This window comes from Paenibacillus sp. FSL E2-8871, from assembly GCF_038000345.1.
Lineage (GTDB): Bacteria > Bacillota > Bacilli > Paenibacillales > Paenibacillaceae > Paenibacillus_AQ.
In genome coordinates, this window is sequence record NZ_JBBOBV010000001.1 from 5,889,860 (window position 1) to 5,907,446 (window position 17,587).

General features: G+C 44.7%; 16 protein-coding genes. 5 read left to right on the forward strand and 11 right to left on the reverse strand.

Going from position 1 to position 17,587, the window contains the following annotated elements; translation table 11 throughout:
* Positions 1-10 precede the first annotated feature (10 nt).
* The 6 genes from NYE25_RS26410 to NYE25_RS26435 form a co-directional block, all read right to left on the reverse strand.
* On the reverse strand, positions 11-739 hold the full coding sequence (locus tag NYE25_RS26410; protein ID WP_076301059.1) for a glycerophosphodiester phosphodiesterase: 729 nt from the start codon (positions 737-739) through the stop codon (positions 11-13).
* A 157-nt stretch (positions 740-896) separates the two neighbouring features.
* The gene (locus NYE25_RS26415; RefSeq protein ID WP_341147243.1) at positions 897-1,763 is read right to left on the reverse strand and encodes an STM4011 family radical SAM protein; all 867 of its coding nucleotides are present in this window, start codon (positions 1,761-1,763) and stop codon (positions 897-899) included.
* Positions 1,760-3,109, reverse strand: coding sequence for an STM4012 family radical SAM protein (locus NYE25_RS26420; protein WP_341147244.1), 1,350 nt, complete (start codon positions 3,107-3,109; stop codon positions 1,760-1,762). The genes NYE25_RS26415 and NYE25_RS26420 overlap by 4 nt, the downstream gene beginning before the upstream one ends.
* Positions 3,110-3,131: 22 nt before the next feature.
* The gene (locus tag NYE25_RS26425) at positions 3,132-3,914 is read right to left on the reverse strand and encodes an STM4013/SEN3800 family hydrolase (RefSeq protein ID WP_339801025.1); all 783 of its coding nucleotides are present in this window, start codon (positions 3,912-3,914) and stop codon (positions 3,132-3,134) included.
* On the reverse strand, positions 3,914-5,251 hold the full coding sequence (locus NYE25_RS26430) for an STM4014 family protein (protein ID WP_341147245.1): 1,338 nt from the start codon (positions 5,249-5,251) through the stop codon (positions 3,914-3,916). The genes NYE25_RS26425 and NYE25_RS26430 overlap by 1 nt, the downstream gene beginning before the upstream one ends.
* Entirely contained in the window at positions 5,211-6,056 is an 846-nt protein-coding gene (locus NYE25_RS26435) for an STM4015 family protein (RefSeq protein ID WP_341049904.1), read from the reverse strand. Before NYE25_RS26435 ends, NYE25_RS26430 begins: the two co-directional genes overlap by 41 nt.
* 269 nt (positions 6,057-6,325) lie before the next feature.
* Here NYE25_RS26435 and NYE25_RS26440 point away from each other — a divergent pair, with 269 nt between their 5' ends.
* The 3 genes from NYE25_RS26440 to NYE25_RS26450 all read left to right on the forward strand — a co-directional run bounded on the left by NYE25_RS26440 (position 6,326) and on the right by NYE25_RS26450 (position 9,003).
* Complete coding sequence (locus NYE25_RS26440) at positions 6,326-7,801, forward strand: amidase family protein (protein ID WP_341147246.1); 1,476 nt, start codon at positions 6,326-6,328, stop codon at positions 7,799-7,801.
* 36 nt (positions 7,802-7,837) lie between these two features.
* Entirely contained in the window at positions 7,838-8,374 is a 537-nt protein-coding gene (locus tag NYE25_RS26445) for an NAD(+) diphosphatase (protein ID WP_341147247.1), read from the forward strand.
* Between the two features lie 83 nt (positions 8,375-8,457).
* A complete protein-coding gene (locus NYE25_RS26450; protein ID WP_341147248.1) occupies positions 8,458-9,003 on the forward strand; it encodes a GNAT family N-acetyltransferase in 546 nt (181 codons plus the stop codon).
* Between the two features lie 113 nt (positions 9,004-9,116).
* On the opposite strand, the gene NYE25_RS26455 is transcribed toward NYE25_RS26450, so the two are convergent.
* The 5 genes from NYE25_RS26455 to NYE25_RS26475 form a co-directional block, all read right to left on the reverse strand.
* Positions 9,117-10,805: a glycoside hydrolase family 13 protein gene (locus NYE25_RS26455; RefSeq protein WP_341147249.1), complete on the reverse strand. Its 1,689-nt coding sequence runs from the start codon at positions 10,803-10,805 to the stop codon at positions 9,117-9,119.
* Between the two features lie 37 nt (positions 10,806-10,842).
* Positions 10,843-11,664, reverse strand: a complete 822-nt coding sequence (locus NYE25_RS26460) for a carbohydrate ABC transporter permease (RefSeq protein ID WP_179085741.1) — start codon at positions 11,662-11,664, stop codon at positions 10,843-10,845.
* Positions 11,661-12,527 (reverse strand): carbohydrate ABC transporter permease, encoded by an 867-nt coding sequence (locus NYE25_RS26465; protein WP_042185429.1) that lies wholly within the window; start codon positions 12,525-12,527, stop codon positions 11,661-11,663. Before NYE25_RS26465 ends, NYE25_RS26460 begins: the two co-directional genes overlap by 4 nt.
* 82 nt (positions 12,528-12,609) lie before the next feature.
* Positions 12,610-13,869, reverse strand: coding sequence for an ABC transporter substrate-binding protein (locus NYE25_RS26470; protein ID WP_076284000.1), 1,260 nt, complete (start codon positions 13,867-13,869; stop codon positions 12,610-12,612).
* A 155-nt stretch (positions 13,870-14,024) separates the two neighbouring features.
* Positions 14,025-15,029 carry a LacI family DNA-binding transcriptional regulator gene (locus NYE25_RS26475; RefSeq protein ID WP_076284001.1) on the reverse strand — a complete coding sequence of 335 codons (1,005 nt, stop codon included), beginning with the start codon at positions 15,027-15,029 and terminating at the stop codon, positions 14,025-14,027.
* Between the two features lie 392 nt (positions 15,030-15,421).
* On the opposite strand from NYE25_RS26475, the gene NYE25_RS26480 reads away from it, so the two are divergent.
* Complete coding sequence (locus NYE25_RS26480) at positions 15,422-16,375, forward strand: AraC family transcriptional regulator (RefSeq protein WP_042185433.1); 954 nt, start codon at positions 15,422-15,424, stop codon at positions 16,373-16,375.
* A 7-nt stretch (positions 16,376-16,382) separates the two neighbouring features.
* A complete protein-coding gene (locus NYE25_RS26485) occupies positions 16,383-17,462 on the forward strand; it encodes a Gfo/Idh/MocA family protein (RefSeq protein WP_042185435.1) in 1,080 nt (359 codons plus the stop codon).
* Positions 17,463-17,587: the final 125 nt, after the last annotated feature.

A 17,587-nucleotide genomic window follows, 5' to 3' on the forward strand; every position in this document is an offset into this window, starting at 1 on the left:
CACTCCCTTATTATTTAGCTAGAAGCCCAGCCAGCACATCTGGATGATCTGTAATAATACCTGACACTCCAGCTTCGATTAAAGCCTTCATCCGCTCTGGATCATTAACGGTCCAAGGATGATAAGCGATGCCATGCTTAGCGGCTTCTTCGACGAATTCAGGAAGTACTGCTTGATGATAAGCATGTAGTGCGTTTGCGCCAAGCGTAGCTGCATAATCCCAAGGACGATACAGACCTTCCCCGTATAGAATTCCTGTCTTGATCTCAGGTGCGATCGTTTTACTGTGAGCTAATGAATAATGGTTAAAGCTTGAAAAAATCACGCGATCGCTCATCTTGAACTCCCGTACAGCCGCGATAACCTTTTCCTCCATACCCGGGTAAAAGAAAGTACCATTTTTAAACTCGATGTTCAGTACTGTATCTCGACCTTGCAGCAGATCTAACAAATCTTCTAGCAAGGGGAGTTTCTCGCCTTTGAACTCGGGACTGAACCAAGAGCCCGCGTCCACTTCCAGAATCTCTGCAAGGGTTTTATCCTTCACATAGCCACTTCCGCTTGTCGTACGGTTTAGGGTTTCATCATGAATAAGAACAAGTCCGCCATCCTTGGTCATTTGTACATCGGTTTCAATCCCGGTTGCACCTAACTCAAGACCTTTGCGGAACGCTGCCATAGTATTTTCCGGACACACTGCCGATGCGCCGCGATGCGCAAAATTAATAATGTTTTTCATCAGCTATTCATCCCTCCAACTTAGTGTTTGCTGTCGCCCTGTAGACGAGGGCTACTTTTGATATTCCACACGAAGACAAGAAACCCTGTCTAGAAATACTGACAGGGCTCTATTTCTTGAAATTTAACATGCAGTTAACCTTACAGCAATTCTCGCTTTAATGATTCATAGCGCCATAAGGAATCCGTTCCAGCAGACCTGGTCCATAGATGTCTTGCAGCTTCAGCTCTGGCATATGAATATAACCGATATAACAATCGCATACCTTCATTCGGCAGGCTCTTACAGCGGATAGGCCTTCCAAGCCATCGCGGTAGAGATTGCCTATGACACCTCTGTCCTTATAGCAGCGTTTCACCAGTCCAGCGCCTTGTACATAAAAGACTTCATTTCCAGCGTTGCAGGTTTGACCAAGGCTCTCGTAATCCATAGCATTCACAGCAAAATGCGGATCAATTTTGCTCAGAATGGAAAGGTCCTCGGCAGTATAGTAATCCGGTTTATCTTTATAAGCATTGACCCATAGATATACACTCTCCGGTAATGCTGCGCGAAGCGAGGCTATAGCAGGAAAGGCGCTGCGGATCCCAACGCTCCCTACACTGAAAGGCACATTATTCTCATACAAAGTCATGCATTGCGTTAGAAACTTATCCTCGCTCACCTGTCCGGGGTGGTAAGTAGCCCAAAAGGCAGCCTTGTTTCGATTCAGCTTATGAATGAAGTCAAGATTTGCTGAAAGGTTCGTCTGAATCGCTACCTTCTCCACATGCTCCATATTGGAGAGCAAGACCATCGCTTCTTTGTACCAGCGATGAATCAGACCTTCGCCATAAGGATTGAAAAAGATAGACAGCCGATGGCCCGCTGTACCTTGCAGAGAGGCCCACTCGACAAAGGTTTCCAATCCTTGTCGATCCTTCGCGAGAGTGGCTGCGCTGTCTCTTGTTTTGCCGAAAGGACAGTAGGGGCAGTCATAGTTGCAGGAGGTGAGAGACCCACGGTAGTAGAGGACCGCATTCATGGCAATACGAACCTTTCCATCTGCTCTCGTATCTCCCCTGAAATAAACCAATCACCGATGGAATCGGAGTAGCCCATGCCTTCAGTAGTGAGGCGTAAAACTCCATCTTCTTCTTTCCCTAAGCCGGTATGAAGCAGGTTAGACAGTTCAGGATAATCACTCCAGAGTGAACTTTCGAAGCGCAGACTATAATCTTCAAGCCCCAGACCTTCACTATGTAAAATCGCCTTTAGAATAAAGCGGCGCTTCTGTTCTTCTAGACTTAGCACAATTCCGTAATCTGCCGTATCGTAACGATCTGCACTGACGTAATCGGCAATAATGCTCTCGGTTGCTTTACGGCTCACCCCATAACGGGAAGCGTAATGCACATTGCGAGTATAGGACCTAGCTCCGCAGCCTAGCCCAACCATTCCTTCTTCCTGACAGCTGTAGTCAAGAATGCGTTTATCCGTTCCTGCGGTTTCCTTAGCGAAACGACGCATGGAATATTGGCGATAACCTCTGGCTTTAAGCAGCTGCCCAGCGGCCTTGTAGCAGTCTAGGCGAATATCCTCCTGGCGCTGGATATCCCCTGGCTTTACGATGGTATGCTCACGGGTGTAGAGCGGATAAATAAAGATTTCCTCAGGATCATAGCTAAGCGTCTGATTTAGCGAATACAGCCAAGAGTCGACGGACTGCCCCGGAAGACCATAGATCAGATCCAAATTCAGAATGGGAAAATCATATTTTCCCAGCAGCTCTAGTGCGCGATACACCTCATCCGGATTTTGTGGGCGATAGATGGCCGTCGATTCAGCGGCGACAAAGCTTTGAATGCCCATGCTGACCCGATCCACCGTATATTCTTTTAGAATATTTAGCTTCTCTTCGCTGATCGTCTCCGGTGAAGTTTCCACTGAGATGGAGGCTGAGCTCGTATCCAGTCCCATCGTATCAACGGCAATGTGGAACAAACGGCGCAGTTGATCTGCCGCCAGTAATGTAGGCGTACCCCCACCAATCGCGAAACGGGCATACGGCTTATGTTTGGTGAACGCGGCCCACTGCTTGGCTTGACGTTCTAGCGCGTCTACGTATGTAGCGTGAACATTCGCGCGTTTATCAGGCAGGGTGAACAGGTTGCAGAATCCACAGCGAGCACCGCAAAACGGGATATGCATATATAGAAAAAAAGATTCTGCAGGCTCATCTCGCCATAAGGATTCTAGTGGTATCGGAGGCTGTAGATCCCTGTAAGCTGTTTTGTGTGGATAGGAATACAGATAAGATCGGTAAGGGTTAGCAGTAATATTGTCTTTCCATTGGTGAAGCTCTTCTAAAGAGAAGGACGATAACGTCATAACAGTTCTCCATCCTTTCCTTTTATAAAATGAATTCCCGATAAGGGACGTTCCATACGGTCTCGTGAGCCAAGCGATGCCCCTGATAGCCATCTTCGCCAAAAGCGGTTCCATGATCAGAAAACGCCAGACAGAAGGTAGGATTACCGCGTTCCCGGAAGGCATCGAACAACCGGCCCAGTTCACCATCCACATAGCGGAGTGCGGCGCGCTGGCTGTCTACGGAGTCCTTTTTAGCACCGGGTATAAAATAATGGTTCGGCCCGTGGATGGCTGAGACATTGAGGAACATGAACAATCTTTGTTCGCCCGGAGTATCCTTCAACAGCTTCAAGGCATGATTCACCTGATGCTCTGTGGAGCGCGGATTGGTGACCCCGAACGTCATCCGCCAGTAGCTGTGCTGGAAATAGCTTGGTAACACACGAGCGAGTGGATTTTTTTTGGTGAAAAAAATAACGCCCCCAATACAAACCGTACGGTAGCCCTCGGCAGCAAGCCCAGATACGATATCGGGTGTATCGAACAGCCAGGTATGGGGATGCGTCTTCATTCCGGTGTTTCGGGAATGGAACATTCGGATATGTTCCGTCTTATCCGTTGTGGCTGGAGTAGGTAAAAAACCGCCGAAGAAGGCGTGATGAGCCGCATAGGTAAAGCTGCCTGGGGTATGTCTTTTCTCCCATGATCCGGTTCCGCACAAGTTCGGGCAGTTTGATTCTTCCATAACAGCAGCATCATAACGAAGAGTATCGAGTGTGATCATAAGAATGTCATGAGTGCCGACGATGGTGTTCATATCCATTAAGATAATCCTTCCTTTATAAGCGGTGTGGAGGGAGGTGTGATATAGTCTCTAGCCGACAATACCTTCATTTCCCATTCGTAGGTGCTGCAGCCGCGGTATTTCACATCGTACAGCAAGTCGCCAAATGGATTGACATCCGCGACAAAACATTGCTGTGAACCCCCGGAGACGAGTACATCGATTCCGGCTACCCCGGAACGGGGAAAAGCAGCCAGTGCTTGCACAGCGGTATTCCGCACCTGCTCCTGTACGGATTCAGACAGACCGGCTTCCGAAAGAGACATCCGCTGGTTGCGTAAATGCAGATTCGTAATTGGTGTAGGGCTGACCCGGGCAACCGCGTGGCAAGCCTCGCGGAGAACGACTAGCTGGCGAATATCGAATGCTTTTCCCTTAAGCCCCGCTTTAGGGATCCATTGCTCAGCATAAGCACCGTGCTGGTAGATCCAGTTCATAATTCCCGAGATTGTGACGGTATCCGTGTACCGTCGCAGTTTACCGGAATTATAGTAAATGGGTGGTCGAGTGATGTAATCCTCGACCCCCACTGTTGTTAAGGCAATTTCGGCCCCCGTCACAGGATGGATTTGATAGGCGATCACTCCAGAAGCGGCAGAACCAAAGGCCAGCTTAATGAATACCCGGTGCATGCGCCGAGATAACATCATCTCCCGGAGAGAGTCATAATCCGTAGGCTGCTGATCTTCGCCTACTGGGCGAGGGATTGGAAGCCCTGCCTCGCTCAGAATCTGTTGTGTCTGGCGTTTATCGGTCATGGCCGCAATGTCAGTAGGGTCATTTAACCACAGCGAACCTGGACACGCGGTGTTGGCCTCTCGCTGTAGTCTAGCCAGCATTCGGCAGTAGCCACGGAACCATTGAGATGGATGATGCAGGACACCTTGCATTTCCTTCAATTGACGGGCTACCTTCACGCGGAGTGGTCGCGGATCAGGTCTATCGGCGAAGGGATGAAGGGAATCGTCCATATCATCCGAATCCGGTGCACCCAGAGCGATAATGGCTCGTTCTATCTCGAAGCTGCTGCCAGGCGATTCCAGTCTCAGTAGCGGGGGAGCTGCACTGAGATCTACTCCGTTATAAACGGAGGGCTGACGGGATATCTGTTTCTTCTGCTCTTCCATAAGATCACCTAACGATCTTCCTTGCAGAAACTCAGCGTACGATAAAATAATGGCAGGGGGCATTCCAAGATCGGAACGCGCTTGCTGGATGCCGCTAGTCCGTTTATCACCGGGAATACCGATAACGATCATCGGCCTCATGAGTGGCTCACTCTGTGATGGAAGGATAACGCCAGTCTTCCTCATCATCGCTTTCCTGCTTGTCGCTAACATCAACAGGCAATCCACTTTGCTTCCAGCGGCTAATCATCTCGTCAGACATATAATGATGGCTTAGGTTTAATGCTTTTAATTTTTTGATTCTGTCGCTGGCTAGAAGCAATTCCGCCCCCTCATCGCTTAGGGTACCGAGTGATAGATCGAGCGTATCTAGCTGATCCAGAATAGGAGCATTTGCTAATGCACCTGCGATCTCATCTTGGATCTGGCTATTTTTTAAACCTAGATAAGTAAGCTTAGGGAACTTTCCTACTTCTATAAGAGGGAGAAGATCTGCTAGGCTGCCGTCAAATCCGTAGTTATCTACGCCGAGATATAGCTCCAGCTTGCGCAAATTCGGCAATTGGCTAGTTGCAATCTGTTCAAGAACGGCTTTACCTAAGCCTCCACTTATAATAATCAGTTCTTCTAGCTTGTCGTGTTTGAGTTCTGAGAGGCTCAGCTCATTCCCACCTTGAATCGTGAGTGACTGTAGCTCTGGAAAAGCAGGGAGCAACGGCGATAGATCACTTTGGGTAATCCAAGAAATCTCGCATTCCTCATAGCCCATCTCGCCTATGAAAAGCTTGCGCAAAGCAGGGAAACTAGCACTATGCGTAACCAGTGACTCTACAACTTCTTCTGAACTATTTTCGTAGGCTTGCCCCCAATCACCGATAATTAGACTTGTCAGCGAAGAACTTTCAGGGCTGCTACTAAGTTTCTCAATTTCAGTGCCAATTCTTTGGCCTTCTTCGAATTCGTCGTATCCGATACTAAGCTTTACTTCCGTCATGGGCATTCCCTCCCGGAAAAATTTAACTTCGAAAATACCCTATCATCTGTAGCCGAGGGAGTCAAATCACAGGTTTAAATAATTATAGTCAAATTCGTCATGTCCTTGAGCTAATCATTTATGGTAGGTTTATGCTAGGGAGAATTACATTATTTTGAAATATAAGAAAGTATACGTTTCACGCTATATTTTATCCTTATATTTCTCGCTAAACGCTTACCGTCCTTATAAGGACGCCGAAGGCGATTATACTTGAAGGAGCTGTTCTGATGAAGATCAAAATTCAGGAATGGATAATAGAAGCGGATATTGCAAAGCTGCAAGCGGCTATGGAAGCAGGCGTAGTCAGCTCAGAAGATTTGGTAGCAGCCTATTTGGAACGGATTCATAAGTACGATATAGACATAAACGCAATCTTAGAAATCAATCCAGAGGCTAAAGACATCGCTAGAGCACTGGATATTGAACGTAGGGAACAAGGAAGTCGGGGAAGTCTACACGGTATTCCTATATTGTTGAAGGATAATATAGATACCGCGGATAAAATGCATACGAGTGCTGGGTCAATAGCTTTAGCAGGATCATTCGCGGCAAAAGATTCCTTCGTAGCTGCGAAACTTCGGTCGGCAGGAGCTGTTTTGCTTGGAAAGGCGAATATGTCGGAGTGGTCTAACTTCATGTCTAGTTCAATGCCAGCTGGGTATAGTTCCCGGGGAGGGCTAGTGCTGAATCCTTATGGACCTGGGAGCGTATTTGTCAGCGGATCTAGTTCTGGACCTGCAGCAGCTATTGCGGCGAATTTGGCAGCAGCATCGATCGGAACAGAAACCGCGGGATCAATTGTTGGGCCAGCCTGCCAGCATGCACTCGTCGGGATCAAACCAACGGTCGGATTAGTCAGTCGTACTGGAGTGATTCCTATTTCAGTTAGCCAAGACACTCCTGGACCTATTGCTAAAACGGTTACGGATGCGGCGATTATTTTGGGGGCATTAACGGGAGTAGATGACAAGGATGAAGCAACATTATCGAGCGAGAAGCATGCTTTTACGGACTATACTCCATTTCTAGATAAAAGCTTTATACGGCAAGCAAGAATAGGCATCCCACGGCATTATTATAACCATTTAGATGCAGAGCGACTTTCAATTATGGAAGCAGGTATCCAGACTTTGAAGAATGAAGGGGCTACGATTATAGATCCGGTTACGCTTTACGTTGAACAACAAAACTGGAATAATGATGTGATCTGTTATGAATTTAAAAAGGGGCTCAATGCGTATTTATCTGGGGTAGATGATTCCGTTCCGATTCACTCTTTGCAAGAACTGATAGCGTATAATGAGCTCCATGCTGAAATCGCATTACAATATGGGCAAGACACATTAACTAGGTCAGAGGAAGTAACTTTAACCGAAGAAGAATATCAGCAAAAGAAACAAGAATACAGAAAGCTAGCGCTCGAGCAAGGAATAGATTACGTGCTGGAACAATATAGTTTGGATGCATTATTACTGCCAGGTGATGTAGATGGTATGTATATTGCGGCACGCTTGGGGTATCCGTTAATTACCGTTCCGGCAGGGTATGTAGAACAGGGCATTATTGATGCTGACGGTGATCCTACTCGGGGGCCCTTTGGTGTAGTTTTTTCCGGAAAAGCCTATAGTGAGCCTACGCTCCTATCCATAGCCTATGGGTTTGAACAAGCTACGCAGCATCGTGTTCCACCGCAACTGGATTAGGTATTGACTACTTTATTATAGAAGGAAGAGATCAGCTTGAAATATTGTCTTGAATGTGGAACGGCGTTAGTAATGAAAGAAAGCGATGGGGAAGGGCAGGTACCTTATTGTAATGCATGTGAAACGTTCAGATTCCCTATTTTTAGCACGGCGATCAGTACAGCAGTATTAAATCGGGATATGAATAAGATTCTATTGATTCAGCAGTATAACCGACCAGATTATATATTGCTTGCAGGGTACGTGAATAAAGGTGAAGATGCGGAAACCACACTTATTCGTGAGGTGAAAGAAGAGGTAGGAATTGATATTGTAGCTTATGAATATATGCGCAGCTTGTATTTCGCACCTTCTAATACGTTAATGTTGAACTTCATAGGTGTTGCAGATTCAGAGGACTTAAGTCAGGTGAGTGCTGAGGTCGATCATGCAGAATGGTTTACTCTGGAAGAGGCCGCTAGAGTCATTAAAAAGAATAGTCTAGCCGAAACCTTCCTGTTGGCGATTATTGAAAAATTGCATGCAGATCATCAGGTACAGGTAAATCCAGTGTCGGTAGGAGGAAGAGTGTAAGATGATAGTATATAGCTTTCAGCTGAGAATTATGAGTTTGGCGATGCCGATGGTGCAGGAGATACTTGAGCGGAGGTAAAACAATGTTTAATCAAGAGAAAAGAACAATGACGACCGAAAGATTGATACTGAGACCCTTTGAATTATCTGATGCAAAACGTGTCTCTGACCTCTGCAATAATTATAATATCTACAAAAGTACGTTGACTCTACCTTATCCTTACACTATCGAATGTGCAATATCATGGATTGAAGCTCATGAAGAGAATTTTATCAATAATATGTATTATGAGTTTGCGATTACTGATAAAAGTACAAACGAGCTTTATGGAGCTATAGGTCTGACAAATAATCAAACAAATAGAAATGGTGAAGTTGGATATTGGATCGGTGAGGAATATTGGGGGAAAGGATACGCGACTGAAGCAGCAAAAGCGATCATTGCGTTTGCTTTTTCAGAAAAGCATTATCATAAAGTATTTGCAAGACACTTTGCTTCAAATCCCGGCTCTGGGAAGGTAATGCAAAAATGTGGAATGGTGGAGGAAGGCATATTCATGCAACATATCTATAAAGAAAATAAATATGATGACCTTATTCATTATGGAATTATTAACTCTGAGGATTAAGCTACATAAAGTGAATTTTAAAGTTTTTACAAGCATATAAAACAAAAAGGAGCCGAAGGGCTCCTTTTTATAGTTCTACCATTGACCTTTGCTGACAGATCGGATGGATTTTATTATTTAAGCTTATATACACGAGCTTCATAAGGACGAAGCTGAATTGTGTTTAGTTCTTCTTCTGGATTTACTTCGTAGTTGGCAATAAGCAATTCCTTCGCTTGGAATTTCACAGTAGAAGGAAGTTCGAAGGTTGCAGGCTCTCCGAAGAAATTCAATACAACCAGTAGCTGTTCTTCTCCAAGAGTACGTAGATAAGCATATACCTGCTCATTCTCCTCGGCCAAGATTGTATAGTTTCCGTATACGATAATCTCATGCTGCTTACGCAGTTCAATTAGCTTCTTATAGTAGTGGAAAATAGAATCGGGATCAGCCAGTGCCTTCTCTACGTTGATATCTTTATAGTTAGGGTTCACAGCCAACCACGGATTGCCGGTAGTGAAGCCTGCCTGCGGTTCCGAGTTCCATTGCATCGGCGTACGGCCATTGTCCCGACCTTTGATGTAAATGGAATTCATGATTTTTTCTTCCGAGTGTCCGGCAGCCAAGTATTCCTTATACATATTTACAATTTCAATATCCTTGTAGTCATCGATGGAAGCAAATTGTACATTTGTCATGCCGATTTCTTCACCTTGATAGATGTAAGGTGTACCTTGGAGCGTATGAAGCAGTGTTGCTAGCATTTTGCCAGACTCTTTCGGGAACAGCTTATCATCTCCAAAGCGGGATAGCATACGCGGCTGATCATGGTTGTTCATATACAAGCTGTTCCAACCCTTACCGTCGAGTGCGACTTGCCACTTGGAAATAATGGACTTAATGTCCGCCAGCTTCCAAGGTTGTACATTCCATTTACCTCCAGGACCGGAATCGACGTCCATGAGCTCGAAATGGAATACCATATTCAGCTCGTTACGATCCTCGGAAACATACAGTGAAGCTTCTTCTGGAGTAACATTAACTGCTTCGCCCACTGTCATGATATCGTACTTAGATAGCACCTCACGGTTCATTTCCTGCATATACTCATGTACGCGTGGACCGTTAACGAAATAGTCTCCACCGAAGTGGTACGTAGGCTGTTCTCCGTTACTTTCCCCAGAAACGCTAGGTAATTCCGGTACCTTGGAGATCAGGTTGATTACATCCATGCGGAATCCGTCAATTCCTTTATCCAGCCACCAGGTCATCATATCGTAGATTTCCTTGCGGAGCTTTGGATTATCCCAATTTAGATCGGGTTGTTTACGGGAGAATAGATGGAGGTAATATTCCTCCGATTTCTCATCGTATTCCCAAGCTGATCCACTGAAGAAGGAGCCCCAGTCGTTCGGCGGCTGTCCGTCTTTACCCGGACGCCAGATATAATAATCACGATAAGGATTATCCTGCGATTTGCGGGACTCTACGAACCAAGCATGCTCATCTGAGGAATGGTTGACCACAAGGTCCATAATCAACTTCATGCCACGGCTGTGAAGACCAGCAAGCAGTTCCTCCCAATCGGAGAGCGTTCCGAAATCATCCATAATACTTTGATAATTACTGATATCATAACCGTTATCGTCATTAGGCGACTGGTACACTGGGCACAGCCACACCACGTCGACACCAAGATGATTTAAATAATCAAGTTTCGAGATAATCCCTTGCAGATCACCAATACCATCCCCGTTACTGTCTTTAAAGCTGCGGGGGTAAATTTGATACACTACGCTTTCTTTCCACCATTTTTTATCCAAGGTTGTAATCTCCTATCTCTATATAGATCTTACTATTTTATTTAATGGATCCTGATGTAAGTCCGCTGATAATCCATTTTTGTGCGAACAAATAGACGATGAGCATCGGGGTTAATGCGAGCAAATATGAAGCGAAAGCTAAGTTGAAATCTGTACTGAACTGCCCCTGGAATACATATTGTACCAGCGGAAGTGTGTAGGAATCCTGATCGCCGAGCAGAACCAGCGGTAGCATAAAGTCATTCCAAGTGGATAGACAAGACAGGATACCGATCGTTGCACTAACAGGAGCAAGAAGCGGAAAAATAATCTTCCAGAACGTTCCGAAGGTCGATGCACCGTCTACTGTAGCCGCTTCTTCTAGTTCATACGGAATGGAACGGATATAACCGGTGTAAACAAACACGTTAAAGGCCAGACCATAAACGACGTATAGAATAATAATCCCTACAATGTTGTTCATGTGCAGATCCGTAGTCACTTTGACCACAGGCAGCATGATAATCTGGAAAGGGATAAACATTGCGCTGATAAAATAGAAGTACAGCACTTTGAAAAATCTTCGCTTCATATTACGTGCAATAGCATAGGCTACCATGGAGTTGGTAAGCAATATGAACACGACTGTTGTAATGGTAATCACAGTACTATTTCCTAATGCATTGAAGAAATTCGTTGCTTTAATTGCATTGGAGAAGTTCTCAAAATGCAGGCCAGTTGGCAGCGAGAAGATAGATTGAGCCATTTCCTCGGGATTCTTGAGTGCGATGGCAATGGTCATGTACAGCGGAAACAGGATCAGTATTGAGCCTAGGGCGATAAGAATCGTTACAGGCCAGTTGGTTGATTTTTTGATCATAAGTCCATCTCCCGTTTCTGCAGAAATTTAAGCTGAAGGGCGGAGATAACGACAATCACGATAAAATAAATCACGGCGTTCGCCGATTGATAGGCAAATTCTCCGCCTTGGAAGCCGCCTGTGTAGATTAAGTGGGCAATGGATTGCGTTGAACGACCTGGACCCCCGCCTGTCAAGGCAACGATTTGGTCGAATACCATTAGACCGCCCTTCATCGCGAGCACCATATTGATGGTGAAGAAGGAAGCAAGCATTGGAAACGTAATGCTCCAGAATTCTCTCCAGCGGCTAGCGCCGTCCAGATTGGAAGCTTCGTAAAGATCATGAGGAATGGTTTGAAGACCCGCAAGATAGAGAATCGTGTTATAAGCAATCCCCTGCCAAACGGCTACAATGACGATACCGATCCAAGCCCAGTCGGAGTTACCGAGAATGTTCTGTGATAGGAATTCGCTGCCGATTTTCGCACCCCAAATAGGGAATACATTAGCGAACAAGTAGTTAAAAATAAAACCAACAATCAATACGCTGAGGATATTCGGCAAGAAGTATACGCCACGGAAAAAGTTTTTAGCTTTAATTTTGGCGTTAAGTCCAAGCGCAATCAACAAGCTGATGATATTGATAAGAATAGTGGTTAGAATGGCATATTTAAAAGTGAACACATATGAATTCAACACATTTTCATCTTGAAAAATGTTAATGAAGTTCTTAAATCCTACGTAATCAAAGCTGTCACTAAAGCCGTCCCAGTTCGTGAACGAATAATATATACCCTGGATTGCAGGAAAGGTATGGAAGGCAAAGAAAAGAAGTAATGCCGGTATAGTCATCAGATAAAAGGCGACTCGGCGTTTGGCCATCATGTAATCCTCCTCATTGTAAAAGCGAAAGAGAAGAGGGGAAGCCCCGTTCTCTTTCGCGGTTCATGTTTGTCTGATCAGTTTATTTCCGGTTAGCTACTTTATCCCATTCCTTATCAAGCTGTTCTAGGTAAGCTTTAATGTCTTTCTTTTGCAAGAAGGATTGGTTGATGGTATCCACTTTCATCGCACTTGGGATGTAGTGGTCAGCAAAGTCAGCCAAGTTGCCAGCGGTAAACGCTTCTTTGAAGCCATCCATCGTTGGATCATCTTGTGTTACACCTTTTACAGCTGGGAATGCTTTTTGCTCATTGATGTATAGGCTAACATTCTCAGGTTGAAGCAGGAAGTCTACGAATTTCTTTGCTTCTTCTTTATGTTTAGTGTTCTTGGAAATCGTCAGCAACGTATCTACGCCAGAAATGACTTTGTTATCGGCAGCATCATTTGTTGCTGGGAATGGGAATACGCCAAGTTCAATGGATGGATTGGCTTTCACGATTTCTGGGATCGCCCATACGCCTTGCAGGTACATTGCGGATTCACCTTTAGCGAATGCTGTGTTTCCGTCATTGTAACCTTTACCAAAAATATCTTTTTGTCCGTATTCCGTCAGCTTAAGCAGCTTTTCAGCAACCTCGTTAAAGCTGTCTGCGAAGGTTACAGTGCCTGCTGCACGCTCCTTGAAGAAATCATTCCCTTTAATGATCGTGGAGAGGGAGTTGAACGGCGTAAGTGTTGTCCATGAATCCTTCAGTGTCAGGTAAAAAGCATTTTTACCGCTGTCTTTGAACTTTTGAGCGACAGCCATGAACTCATCCCAAGTTGTTGGAACAGTAACACCGGCTTCAGCGAACATCGCTTTATTGTAAATAACACCACTTGCGTTTGAAGAGAATGGGAGACCATTCAGTTCGTCCGAACCCGTCAGGTCTTTTAGCATTTGGAGATATGCTGGCTGGATATTCTCAGCGAGTGGATCACCTGTGAAATCTTCAAAAAGACCGCTGCCAGATAACGTCTTGTAGGTGTCAGTTGCTCCGATCCCTACCACGTCAGGAATATCTTTCTTCGCTGCACGAGTTTTCAATACGGTTTCAGCATCTGGCGGGTTAACCTGTGTGACAACAATATTTGGATTGGCTTCATTGAATTTCGCAACCAGCTTGTCGAAGGTGGCTTTGGCTTCGGTTTTATTTTGGAAAAACTCGACTTTTACCTTTTCACCGGAGGAGGCATTTCCACCACTATTTGCGCTGTTGTCAGCCGCATTGCTACCACAGGCACTAAGTACGGACATAGCCAGTACGCTAACCACTACGGGTTTGATTGTTTTTTTCATGATTAAATCCTCCTAATAATTTGTTGGTATTATGAACATGTAAGAGATTAAACATGTACGTAAATGAAAACTAATTGATATTCTGCTACTTATAGGCGGCAGATATGCATCACCAATAGAGAGAGTAAACGTTTACGTAAAAGGGGTAAAAAGACTCAGGTAAGTGATCTTACCGTTTGTCTTTCCACGATTAAGTGATCGACAATTTTGCTATCTACAGTCTCGCCTGTTTCAATCATCTGAATAAGCTTCTCCACGGCGATCTTACCAATATCGTACAGTGGTTGACGCACTGTAGTTAACGGAGGAATAATCATTTTCGCCATTCCAAGATCGTCATAACCCATAATGGATATATCGTCGGGAACACTTAAACCATATTTGATGACCGTGGAAAGAGCACCAATCGCCATTTCATCACTAGCGGCAAAGACGGCAGTGACATCAGGGGCTTGCTCCAAGAGAGCTTCCATTGCAATGCTCCCGCTTTCATACAGAAAGTCTCCAAAGGTGAGATAGCGGCTGTCGAAAGGAATCCCACTCGCTTCAAGCGCTTTACGATATCCCTCGGCTCTGGGTGCACCAGCGATAGCATCGCTTGGATTTCCGCTGATCATGGCTATTTTGCTATGACCTTTGGAAATTAAGTAGAGGGTAGCATCATAAGCAGCCTGGTAATCGTCTACTTTCACGTAAGGTACACTGGCAAATTCCGTTTGGGAAGAAACCAACACAACTGGGATCTTCATGGTTTCTAGCACATCGTAATACTCTTTCTTCAAGACCTCACTAGAGTAAATAATGCCATCGACCTGCTTCTCCCTTAAGAGTTGTAAGTACTTTAACGTTCGTTTACCATCCTGGTCGGTATTACAGACCATTACACTATAATTGCGATCATTGGCCAATTCCTCAATGCCTTTAAGCAGATCGGAGGAGAACGCTCCAGAAACACTTGGAAACATTACACCAATCGTCTGCGTACGCTTATTGATTAGGCCACGAGCAATCGCGTTAGGTTGATAGCCGAGTTCTTTGATAGCTTCATTTACCTTTTGTTTCGTCTTGTCGGAGTACCCACTTAAATTGTTTAGCACGCGAGAGACTGTTGCAATGGAAACGTTCGCTTTTTGTGCAACATCTTTAATTGTTGGGTTCATTCATACGACTCCTTAGATTACGGTTAGCCTTAGATTAAACGTTTACGCTTCGAAAATCAAATTCATTAAAAAGTATTACGTAAACGCTTACCCTGAATATAAATCCTGACAGGTATGCTTGTCAACTCCACTTAAAAAATATGTGAATGATAAGAACCATGAAAGGTAATTATTTTTTAATAGAATGAGACCGATTAAATTACCAGAAAATCTCTGTTAAAGTGGTGTATAAGAGGGAGAAATGTAGTTGGAGCAGGATATTAACAATACAGAGACCCAGAATTGACAAAAGAATATTAGAGGACTAACATTTAGACAGTAAACGCTTACGTGAAATCGGATTGACATGTTTATCGTTGGTTTAGTGTTTAACCGGATAAGGAGCTGCGCTTATGAATATTTATCTCGAAATTCCAGATGTGGATAAGCATTTTCCTTTTAGAAGTTTACTATGTGGAGGAGATACGCTGTGCTATCCGCATTGGCATAAAGAAATTGAAATTATATATGTAACTAAAGGAAGTCTAAATCTGGGAATAAATGATACCCCTATTCACATGGAGCAGGGTGAGGTTCAATTTATCAACGGTGGGGATGTCCATTATTTTCTCGCCTCACCTGAAAGCGAACGGGTAGTAATTCAATTCGATCTTAACCTGTTTCAGGAAGTCGCAGCTTTGAGCGGAAGTGATTATTCGCTTCGTGAGGTTTTTACGCTTATGGAGCATTCTAGTTCAAAATGGCCCGAAGCAACCGCCGTGAAGATCAAAGGGCTGATTGAGAGTATTTATGAGGAAGACGTGCAGCGAAGAGATGGGTACGCTTACTTAATCAAAGCTAGATTGTTTGAACTATTGACCGTTATTTTACGGGAAGTGCCGAAGAGTGCACTCAATAAACAGCCTAAGTTCTCGGAAGATACGCTGAACCAGTCTAGAGAAACGCTGGAAAGATTAGAGCGGATTTTTATTTATGTAGAGCAGCATTACCAGGAAGCCATTACGCTGAATGAGGTAGCTAGCTATATGGGCTTTAGTCCGTATTATTTTACCAAGCTATTCAAGAAGAATACTGGTATGACCTTTATAGCTTTCTTAAACGAATATCGGCTTAACAAAGCTAAATGGATCTTAATCAATGAAGATTTGCCGATGTCTGCGGTGGCGGAAGCCGCCGGGTTTGGCAGCGTGAAGACATTCCATCATTTTTTCAAAGATGCCACGGGGATATCCCCCCTAAAATACCATAAGACAATATTCGGGAATAATACAGCAAGAATGCAGGAAGAAAGACGCCCCCGGGCTTTGTATGATAGAGATATCAAAACAGGAACAAGTGGAGGTTAGAATAAAAATGACATTAACAGTAGGAATTATCGGCTGCGGAGGCATTGCAAACGGCAAACATATGCCAGCGTTATCAAAAGTGGAAGGTGCTCGAATGGTTGCTTTTTGCGATATCGTTCCAGAGCGTGCTGAGAAGGCAAAAGCGGAGTTTGGGGATGAGGGCTCCGTGGTTTACACAGATTATAAAGAGCTTCTTAAAGATGCAAGTATAGATGTAATTCATGTATGTACACCAAACATTTCCCATGCAGAGATTTCCATTGCGGCAATGGAGGCAGGCAAGCATGTAATGTGTGAAAAGCCGATGGCTAAGACCACAGCAGAAGCGCAAGCAATGATCGATGCTTCAAAACGAACTGGGAAGAAGCTGACCATCGGTTACCAAAACCGTTTCAGACCAGATTCAGCTTATCTGCATACGGTATGCGAGAATGATGGTCTTGGAGAGATTTATTATGCTAAAGCTAAGGCGATCCGTCGTCGTGCCGTTCCAACGTGGGGCGTGTTTCTGGACGAGGAAGCGCAAGGCGGAGGTCCATTGATTGATATTGGTACTCATGCCCTCGATTTGACTCTATGGATGATGGATAACTACAAACCAAAATATGTTGTCGGTAACGCTTATCATAAGCTGTCCGGTCGTAAAAACGCCGCGAACGCTTGGGGCCCGTGGGATCCAGAGAAATTTACAGTTGAGGATTCCGCCATTGGATTCATTACTATGGAGAATGGAGCTAGCATCGTTCTCGAAGCAAGCTGGGCGCTGAATACCCTTGATGTTGGTGAAGCTAAGACTGTGCTTTGCGGTACTGAAGGTGGAGCGGACATGGAGAACGGTCTGCGCATTAACGGAGAAGAATACGGCAAAACATTCGAGAAGCATATCAGCTTGGAAGCCGGCGGCGTTGACTTTTATGATGGCGCGGGAGATGATCCTGCATTGACCGAGGCTACTCAGTGGATCGAAAGCATCGTCAATGACACCGAGCCTGTAGTGAAGCCAGAGCAGGCGCTCGTTGTTACCCGCATCTTGGAGGCTATTTATAAATCCTCTGAAACTGGCATGCCTGTATTTTTTGAAAAGTAAGAAAGTATAAGTTCCACGTTATACTTAATCCTTACTTTTCTACGAGAAACGTTTGTCATTTTCTAAGGATGACAACAGCGTTTCTTCTTGAATAAACAGTCAAGTTTAACGACATAGATAACTAT

What these genes read in the sequence shown, in the direction of transcription:
- NYE25_RS26440 (WP_341147246.1), top strand. Translation starts at nt 6,326, where the DNA reads ATGAAGATCAAAATTCAGGAATGGATAATAGAAGCGGATATTGCAAAG.
- NYE25_RS26430 (WP_341147245.1), bottom strand. Translation starts at nt 5,251, where the DNA reads ATGATGAGGAAGACTGGCGTTATCCTTCCATCACAGAGTGAGCCACTC.
- NYE25_RS26410 (WP_076301059.1), bottom strand. Translation starts at nt 739, where the DNA reads ATGAAAAACATTATTAATTTTGCGCATCGCGGCGCATCGGCAGTGTGT.
- NYE25_RS26450 (WP_341147248.1), top strand. Translation starts at nt 8,458, where the DNA reads ATGTTTAATCAAGAGAAAAGAACAATGACGACCGAAAGATTGATACTG.
- NYE25_RS26415 (WP_341147243.1), bottom strand. Translation starts at nt 1,763, where the DNA reads ATGAATGCGGTCCTCTACTACCGTGGGTCTCTCACCTCCTGCAACTAT.
- NYE25_RS26485 (WP_042185435.1), top strand. Translation starts at nt 16,383, where the DNA reads ATGACATTAACAGTAGGAATTATCGGCTGCGGAGGCATTGCAAACGGC.
- NYE25_RS26460 (WP_179085741.1), bottom strand. Translation starts at nt 11,664, where the DNA reads ATGATCAAAAAATCAACCAACTGGCCTGTAACGATTCTTATCGCCCTA.
- NYE25_RS26420 (WP_341147244.1), bottom strand. Translation starts at nt 3,109, where the DNA reads ATGACGTTATCGTCCTTCTCTTTAGAAGAGCTTCACCAATGGAAAGAC.
- NYE25_RS26475 (WP_076284001.1), bottom strand. Translation starts at nt 15,029, where the DNA reads ATGAACCCAACAATTAAAGATGTTGCACAAAAAGCGAACGTTTCCATT.
- NYE25_RS26480 (WP_042185433.1), top strand. Translation starts at nt 15,422, where the DNA reads ATGAATATTTATCTCGAAATTCCAGATGTGGATAAGCATTTTCCTTTT.
- NYE25_RS26470 (WP_076284000.1), bottom strand. Translation starts at nt 13,869, where the DNA reads ATGAAAAAAACAATCAAACCCGTAGTGGTTAGCGTACTGGCTATGTCC.
- NYE25_RS26435 (WP_341049904.1), bottom strand. Translation starts at nt 6,056, where the DNA reads ATGACGGAAGTAAAGCTTAGTATCGGATACGACGAATTCGAAGAAGGC.
- NYE25_RS26425 (WP_339801025.1), bottom strand. Translation starts at nt 3,914, where the DNA reads ATGGATATGAACACCATCGTCGGCACTCATGACATTCTTATGATCACA.
- NYE25_RS26465 (WP_042185429.1), bottom strand. Translation starts at nt 12,527, where the DNA reads ATGGCCAAACGCCGAGTCGCCTTTTATCTGATGACTATACCGGCATTA.